The following is a 7,342-nucleotide window of genomic DNA, read 5'->3' on the forward strand; positions in this document are numbered from 1 at the left end:
TCACCGGGCCCAGAATGCGCCGATGTCGATTTCGATGGCCTCGAAAGGTTCGAGCCGGGCACGGATATCACCTTCGTACGTGTCGAGGTGTGACCAGCGTTCATTGTCGAGCCGGAAGACCTCGACCATTTGTGCGGCAGGATCGACGAACCACAGGTACTCGACCCCCTCGCGCCGATACATGCGCATCTTCTTCCCCCGGTCGATCGCCTGCGTGCTGGGGGAGATGACCTCGCAGACCCCCTCCGGCACCGCCTCGAACGCCGCCTCGACTTCGGGCGTGTTCCGCTCCTCTTCGTCCTGCTTGCGCGCCGGAAACGCGTTCATGCCTGGATCCTACCACATCCCGCACGGGCGGTCAGCGCTCCGCCCCCGCCGTGCTTCGCGCGTCGGGTTTGTCTCCGAGCGGCGGCGGCGCCAGATACCACCCAACAAACCCCATCGCCGCCACGCCCACGTAGATCACGAGGAACACCACGAGCCCGTAGATCAAGCCCGCGTCCCCGGGGTGGCCGAGCGCCGGGAAGACCTCCGAAAAGAAGAGCTCGCGCACGCCGAGGCCCGAGACCGAGATCGGCAGGAGGCCGAGCAAGCTCGCCACCGCGAGCAGGCAGACGACGTCGTAAAAGGCCAGGTCGAGGTGCAGCGATTGCGCGATCAAATAGCCCTGGAGGTAATTGACGCCGAACGCGAGGAGCGTGAGCACGACCGCGGACGCGAGGTGCCGCGGGCGCTGGGCGCGCAGGGCCAAAAGAAAACGATCGAATCCCTTCAACGCTTGGGGCTTCGGTTCGCCTTCGGCGCCCTGCGCCCCAAACCCCTCGCCCGTGCGGTCGCCGGGCATTTTCTTGTAAAGCGCCCGCATCGCCGTCTGCGCGAACGAGGGGACGAAGAGGACGAGCGGGCCGAGCGCCGCGAGCAGCACGCCGGCCCACGTGAAGAGCGCGAGATCCCCGACGACGACGGAGCTCCATCGCGCGACGCCCACCGCCACGAACGCGACGAGCACGTAGAGGTCGCAGAGACGGTCGACCACGACGACCGCGATCCCTTCGGAATAAGGCATCCCGAGGTCGTGGCGGAAGTACTGCGCGCGGAGGACGTCGCCCACGCGGCCCGGCGTGAACATGCCGACGAAGACCGACGAGAGGAAGCCGAGCCAGGCGCGCTTGCGCGGGTAGTCGTAGCCGCGCGCCGAGAGCAGGACGTCGGAGCGGACGATCTTGAGCCAGTAGCTCGCCGCGTTCAGCGCAAAAGCGAGGCCGAGCGGCAGGAGCGACGCCGAGGCGAGCGCATCCCACGCCGCGCGCGTGTCGCGCATGCGCAGGAGCACGACCACGAGCAGGACCGGGCCCACGAGGCGCACGGCGAGCCGCACGAGCGAACGCGGCGCGGCTTGTTTCGTGGGCTCGTTCGGGGAGGGGTCGCTCACGGGCGCCTCGGTCTCTCTTACGAACGGGCGCCTGTCAAGCCTACCGGAGCGAGTCCGTGATCACCTTGAAGCGGCGCTCCGCCATGATCGTGTCGTCGTCCGAGCGCTGGATCAGCACGGAGACGATGAGCTTGTTCTTGCGCAGGACGTAGATCTCGGTCTGCATCGACTCCTTCGCGAGCGTGAACTCGAGCCGCGTCCCCTCGACGTTCTCGCCCCGCAGGCGCCTGTGCACGGTGCTGCCGCTGCCCGGGTGAAACTGGCCGCCGCGCGAGCGCATCTCCTTCTCGATCCCATCCACGAGCGACTGGCTCAGCGTCGCGGGGTCGACGTCCACCGTATAGACCTGGATCATCAGGAACGTCGAATCGGCCGCCTCGACGGTGATGCTCGAGACGCCCGTGGAGCGCTCCTCCTCCAGGGTCATTTCTTTCGGATAACGGAAGGAGATCCCGTTCCCCTCGTATTGCAGGACCTGCTTCGAGCGGATCGTGGCCTCGATGCGCTCGCCGCCGATCTGCACCTCGAAAGGTTTGCCGTCGGCCACGGAGTAGACCTTGCCCCCGATCAAAAGCTCGAACTGGTCGCCGGGGCTCGCGACGTCCGGTCCGACAGGCTCACCGCTCGGCTCCGTCGCCGCGACGGAGACCGTAGGCGACGCGCCGGCCGCGCTCTCCGCAGGCTTCGTAGGCGCGCAGGCGGCGACGAAGAGGCCGAGGAGGGTCACAATGGCAGGACGCGCGTTTGCCCACATCGGTCCCTACTGACCTTTTTTCCGCGCAGGCGTCAAGCATCGAGTACGCTCGCGCGCGTTCATGCGCGAGGCCGAAGCGAGGCGATTCATCGAGGAAAACACGGCGTCGTGCGCGCCGCCGCTGCTGCCCGAGATCCGGCTCCGGCTCGCGACGGAGGTGACGCCGCTCTGGCGCGCCACGGAGGCATTTCTCCGGACGCACGGGATCGAGCCGCCTTTCTGGGCGTTCGCCTGGGCCGGCGGGCAAGCGATCGCGCGGCTCGTGCTCGATCGGCCGGAGCTCGTGCGCGGCAAGGTCGTGCTCGATCTCGCGTCGGGTTCGGGGCTTTGCGCGATCGCAGCGGCGCGCGCGGGGGCGCGGCGGGTGGTCGCGGTGGACACGGATTCGCTGGCCGTCGTGGCGATCACGAGGAACGCGGAGGACGGGGGGGTCGCCGTGGAGGCGCACGTCGAGGACCTGCTGCGTGGGGCGGGTTTGCCCGCCTGGGCCGAGGAGGCGGAGGTGGTGCTCGCGGGGGACGTTTGTTACGACGCGGCGATGACACGCGTCGTGTTCCCGTGGCTTCGTGCGCGGGCAGGCGAGGGGCGGACGGTGCTGCTCGGGGATCCGGGGCGCGCGTATCTGCCGAACCAGGGGATCGAGGAGATCACGCGGTATCGGGTGCCCGTGATCGACGACGTGGAGGGGACGGCGGAAAAATGGGGCGTCGTGTACCGCGTGGCGCTTGCGGGGGGTGGGGCGTCCGTGGCTTGATGGGGCCGTGCAGCTCGACAAACAAGCCCTCCTGAAGGAGCTTCGCGCGCGGCTTTCGGAGGAGCTCGCCACGATGGCGCGGATCGCGTCGGAGGCGGCCGCGGCCGCGTCCCACGAGGAAAACAAGCCCGAGAACGACAAGGACATGCGCTCGACCGAGGCGTCCTACATCGCGCGCGGCCAGGCCGAGCGAGCGCGGGAGCTCGAACGATCGCTCGCGCTTTTGGGCTCGATCCATGTGCGCGCATTTGCAGACGGGGACGGGATCGCCGCGACGGCGCTCGTGACCTTGGTGCACCGGGGCGCGAAGCTCGTTTGCTTCGTGCTGCCCGCGGCGGGTGGGCAACGCGTGAAGGTGGGCGGGACCGAGGTGCAGGTGGTGACGCCGACGAGCCCGCTCGGCGCGGCGTTGATGGGTTTGTCGGAGGGGGATGAAGCGGAGGTGCCGACGCCGCAGGGGACGAAGGTGTACGAGGTGGAGAGCGTCGTTTAGTTGGCGGACGATCTCCTGGACCTTCGCGTCGCTGATGAGCGCGTCACCCCGATCGCTTCATTCGAGGTTCACAGGCAGGTATGGGCGAGGCAATCCTGACCGGCGGGGCAGGGATAACTCGGCCCGCACACGATCGGATCGAGGCACCCAGGGATCGGCGCGTTGCACGTCCACGGCTCGACGCAATCCGCGATGGTCTTTTGCTCCACGTCGGAAGCCTCGCTACAGTCATTCGTGCACTGGGCGCCGTCCGCGGCGTCCAGGAGCCCGCATTGTAGCATCTTCTTGCAGGCGTCTTGGCACCTCGCCAGGTTATTGCCGCCGCCGCCTCCGCTGCTGCTCGAGCTCGCGCTCGAGCTCGACGTGGTGGTCATGTTGTTCTGGCACGCCCCCGTGGTCTCCCCCGCCGCCTTTTGGCACGTCTGGTCCGAGGCGCAGTTCACGTTCGAGAGGCACCCGGCCTTGCAATCGGAGAACGCCGCGTCCGCGCAATATTGGCCTGGCTGACACGACTTCGCGACCATGTCGGGGAAATTGCCGCACGACGTGAAGCCCTGCTCGGGACCCGCGCCGCCGGTGGGCCCGGAGTCAGCGTCGCCCTCCCCCCCACAGGCCACGAACGCAACGAGGAGCGTCGACACGAGCACACCAAAAACAAGCGACGAAGAGCGGACCATCAAGACCTCCTGAGCGCCATCCATCCGTGGCGTCGTACCGAAGATGCTCGGGGGATCCGTTCGTCGCAGACATTCTGCATGCCCCCCCGAATTTCGTCGGCCAGCGCCAGATGTAGGCGGGGACGCCGCCGCAGGCCGCTCCGCGTTGCCCAACGAGCACGCGACGCGGAGGGCCTACGGACGCTGGAGGAGCGTGGCCTCAGAAACGGTAGAGGTAGACCTAGGGGCGGGGAGGCGTTTCTCCCGGTACGGGCTGGTACGATTGTCCGTCGAAGTGGAGGTCGGTGACGCTCGCCTCGAATTCGCTCGTTCGGTCGGTCTGCTTGATCAGGCGATAGCCATTCGCCGTCTCGGTGTCGGTGGGCTGCATGGCGAAGGCGTACTCGGGACCCCAGACGGGGAGGTATTCCCCCTCGCCGCAGCCGAGGTAGACGCCGCTCATGCATTCATGCGTGCTGCCCATGGTATCGTTGAAGTAGAGGATGAGGTCGGGGAAGCGGTCGTCGTTCAGCGAGCCCTCGAAATGAATCGACTTCTGCCCCATGCCGGGATCCGGGGTCAGCGTGATGCCGTTCTCCGGCTCGGACACGCGCTCGATCCGCACGAGCTCGGCGACACGCGTGCACGGCGCGGGATCCCGAAGCGGCTCGGCGACGAGCGCCCCGGTGGAGGAAGACGAGGCGCGCGCCGTCGCGACGTGGACGGCCGGCCTCTCCGGGGGCGGTGCGCCGCCGCAAGCGACGAGGGCGAGCGCGAGGAGCAGGGAGGGACGCATGCGCCGTGTTACTCCGCGGCGCCCTGCTTTTCGAGGTGATCGCCGTACAACTCGCGGAGCTTCGTCTTCAGGAACTTGCCGGTCGAGGTGCGCGGGATCTGGGCCATGAAGACATAATCGTCCGGGAGCCAGAATTTTGCGAATTTCGACTCGATGTGGGCATTGAGCTCGTCCCTCGTGGCGGCCTTGCCCTCCTTGAGCACGATCGCCGCGAGCGGGCGCTCGGTCCATTTCGGGTGCCGCGCCGCGAAGACGGCCGCTTCGAGCACGGCCGGGTGGCTCATGAGCGCGTTCTCCAGCGCGACCGAGCTGATCCACTCGCCGCCCGATTTGATGACGTCCTTCGATCGATCCGTGATGCGGAGATACCCCTCGCGGTCGATCGTGACGACGTCGCCCGTCTTGAACCAGCCATCCGCCGTGAACCTGTCGGGGCCTTCGTCGCTGAAATACGAGGAGGCGACCCAGGGCCCGCGCACCTCGAGCTCGCCCATGGTCTCGCCGTCCCACGGGAGGATCGTGCCGTCCTCGCCGACGTGCCGCTGCTCGACGAACGGCACGGCATAGCCCTGCGACGCTTTACACCCGAGCTTCGTGGCCTCGTCGCGGTCGGACAAAGCGTGTTTGACGCGCGCGAGCGTGCCGACGGGGTTCGTCTCGGTCATTCCCCAGGCGTGGGTGACGTCGATGCCGTGCCGCGACTTGAAGCCGTCGATGAGCGCCGGGGGCGCGGCCGAGCCGCCGATGACCGTGGAGCGAATCGCGGAGAGGTTCCACTTGCCGGGGTGTTGATCGAGGAGCTGGAGGATGCCGAGCCATATCGTGGGCACGCCGGCGGCGATCGTGACCTTTTCGGCGGCGATGAGGTCGAGCAAGCTCGGCGGGTCGAGGTGCGGGCCGGGAAAGACGAGCTTGGAGCCGGCCATGACGGCCGCATACGGCAGGCCCCAGGCGGCGGCGTGGAACATCGGGACGACGGGCAGGACGGTGTCGGCTTCGCGGACGCCGATGGTATCGGCGTTGCACACGACGAGCGTGTGAAGGACGGTCGAGCGATGGCTGTAGACGACGCCCTTGGGGTTGCCCGTGGTGCCCGAGGTGTAACAGATCATCGCGGCGCTGCGCTCGTCGAGCGAGGGCCAGGGATATTCGTCCTTTTCGGGGGCGATGAACTCTTCGTAATCGATTTCGGTGCTCGTGGGTTCGCCCTGCGCGGGGCAGTCGGGGACGACGATGACGTGGCGGACCGAGCGGACCTGGTCGGCGAACTTGCGCCAGAGCGGCAGGAGGGAGCGGTCGACGACGACGACCTTGTCCTCGGCATGATTGGCGATGTAGCCGAGCTCGTTCGGGTGGAGCCGGAGGTTCAAGGTGTGGACGACGGCGCCCATGGCCGGCGCGCCGAGGTAGACCTCGAGGTGGCGCTGATGATTCCACGAGAGCGTGGCGACCCGATCGCCCGGCCGAACCCCGAGGCGATGGAGGGCGCCGGCGAGTTTTGCGGTGCGGCGGTAGAAGTCGCCGTACGTGCTGCGGACGAGGGTCTTGTCCGGGAGGCGCGAGACGATCTCGTTGCGACCGAAGAAGGTGCGCGCGCGTTCGAGAAAATGCGTGAGGGTGAGGGGAAAGTCCATCATGCGTCCGGCAAGCATCGGTCGCCTCCTCTCGAGGATGGGGAGCGGGCGGGGGCGATGGTAGCCGGGATGCGGACGAAAACGGAAGGGGTCGCGGCGGCTCAGCGCGAATCGTAGCCGAGCGTGAGCATGGGGATGAGGGAGACGCCGAGCGTGTTCTCCCGGACGGACACGCCCGCGGAGCCGTTTGGCCCGTCCGCGCGTGTGGTCACGAAGAGCGCGCTCGGGTGGAAGAGCATGAGCGCGTCGATGCCGATATTGAAGCCGCCGCGGCGGCGCGAGGGGCCGCTCGGGTTCGCCGTGGAGAGGCCAAAACGAAGGTTGAGGCCCGGCTTGAAGCCGGCGGAGGCGATTTCGGTGACCTCGGCGACGCCGTCGATGCTCACCCCGGTGGTGATGCCGCCGAGGGCGCCGCGCGCGAGGACGGGGCCGCCGCCGACGTAGAATCGGTTGCCGAAAATGGCCTCGGCAATGGCGCCGACGTACCAGTACGAGATGCCCGAGACGCCCACGTTGATGCCGTCGAATCCGACATCGGCGCTGAACCCGAATCCACCGGTGCCGCCGATGGCGGCGTACGCGCTGAAGATGTTCGAGACCTGGTAGCCGATGCGGCCCTCGGCGCCGATGGTGAACATCGATTGCGGGACGTGCCACCCGAGGTTGCCGGAGACACCCCAGCGAACGCGGCCGCCCGGATCCTCGGGGGTTTCTTCGTTCGGTTCGGTCTTGGGGGGCGCGGCGGGCGCGGCGGGCGCGGCGGGGGGCGCGGCGGTGTCCGCCGGCGGCGCGGCGGTGTCCGCCGGCGGCGGAGGGGGAGGCG

At 68.2% G+C, this 7,342-nt stretch carries 9 protein-coding genes; 2 read left to right on the forward strand and 7 right to left on the reverse strand.

Features of this window, described 5'->3' with window-relative positions:
* The 3 genes from E8A74_RS36480 to E8A74_RS36490 are packed head-to-tail and all read right to left on the reverse strand — an operon-like array spanning position 1 to position 2,186.
* Positions 1 to 327 (reverse strand): Uma2 family endonuclease, encoded by a 327-nt coding sequence (locus E8A74_RS36480; RefSeq protein WP_136933705.1) that lies wholly within the window; start codon positions 325 to 327, stop codon positions 1 to 3.
* A gap of 31 nt (positions 328 to 358) precedes the next feature.
* Complete coding sequence (locus E8A74_RS36485; protein WP_232379911.1) at positions 359 to 1,432, reverse strand: lysylphosphatidylglycerol synthase transmembrane domain-containing protein; 1,074 nt, start codon at positions 1,430 to 1,432, stop codon at positions 359 to 361.
* Between the two features lie 40 nt (positions 1,433 to 1,472).
* Entirely contained in the window at positions 1,473 to 2,186 is a 714-nt protein-coding gene (locus E8A74_RS36490) for a hypothetical protein (RefSeq protein WP_136933706.1), read from the reverse strand.
* A gap of 61 nt (positions 2,187 to 2,247) precedes the next feature.
* On the opposite strand from E8A74_RS36490, the gene E8A74_RS36495 reads away from it, so the two are divergent.
* Together E8A74_RS36495 and E8A74_RS36500 are read left to right on the forward strand one after the other, a co-directional pair.
* Positions 2,248 to 2,940: a class I SAM-dependent methyltransferase gene (locus E8A74_RS36495; protein WP_136933707.1), complete on the forward strand. Its 693-nt coding sequence runs from the start codon at positions 2,248 to 2,250 to the stop codon at positions 2,938 to 2,940.
* Positions 2,941 to 2,947: 7 nt separating this feature from the next.
* Positions 2,948 to 3,433 (forward strand): GreA/GreB family elongation factor, encoded by a 486-nt coding sequence (locus tag E8A74_RS36500; protein WP_232379912.1) that lies wholly within the window; start codon positions 2,948 to 2,950, stop codon positions 3,431 to 3,433.
* Between the two features lie 68 nt (positions 3,434 to 3,501).
* Here E8A74_RS36500 and E8A74_RS36505 read toward each other — a convergent pair whose 3' ends face one another.
* The 4 genes from E8A74_RS36505 to E8A74_RS36520 all read right to left on the reverse strand — a co-directional run.
* Positions 3,502 to 4,110, reverse strand: coding sequence for a hypothetical protein (locus E8A74_RS36505; RefSeq protein ID WP_136933708.1), 609 nt, complete (start codon positions 4,108 to 4,110; stop codon positions 3,502 to 3,504).
* 220 nt (positions 4,111 to 4,330) lie between these two features.
* On the reverse strand, positions 4,331 to 4,885 hold the full coding sequence (locus E8A74_RS36510; protein ID WP_136933709.1) for a hypothetical protein: 555 nt from the start codon (positions 4,883 to 4,885) through the stop codon (positions 4,331 to 4,333).
* 8 nt (positions 4,886 to 4,893) lie between these two features.
* Positions 4,894 to 6,537 (reverse strand): long-chain fatty acid--CoA ligase, encoded by a 1,644-nt coding sequence (locus E8A74_RS36515; protein WP_136933710.1) that lies wholly within the window; start codon positions 6,535 to 6,537, stop codon positions 4,894 to 4,896.
* An 83-nt stretch (positions 6,538 to 6,620) separates the two neighbouring features.
* A partial coding sequence (locus E8A74_RS36520) for a hypothetical protein (protein ID WP_211365528.1) occupies positions 6,621 to 7,342 on the reverse strand: 722 nt, incomplete at its 5' end.

Origin of the sequence: Polyangium fumosum (assembly GCF_005144585.1) — a bacterium.
GTDB classification, from domain to species: Bacteria; Myxococcota_A; Polyangia; order Polyangiales; family Polyangiaceae; genus Polyangium; species Polyangium fumosum.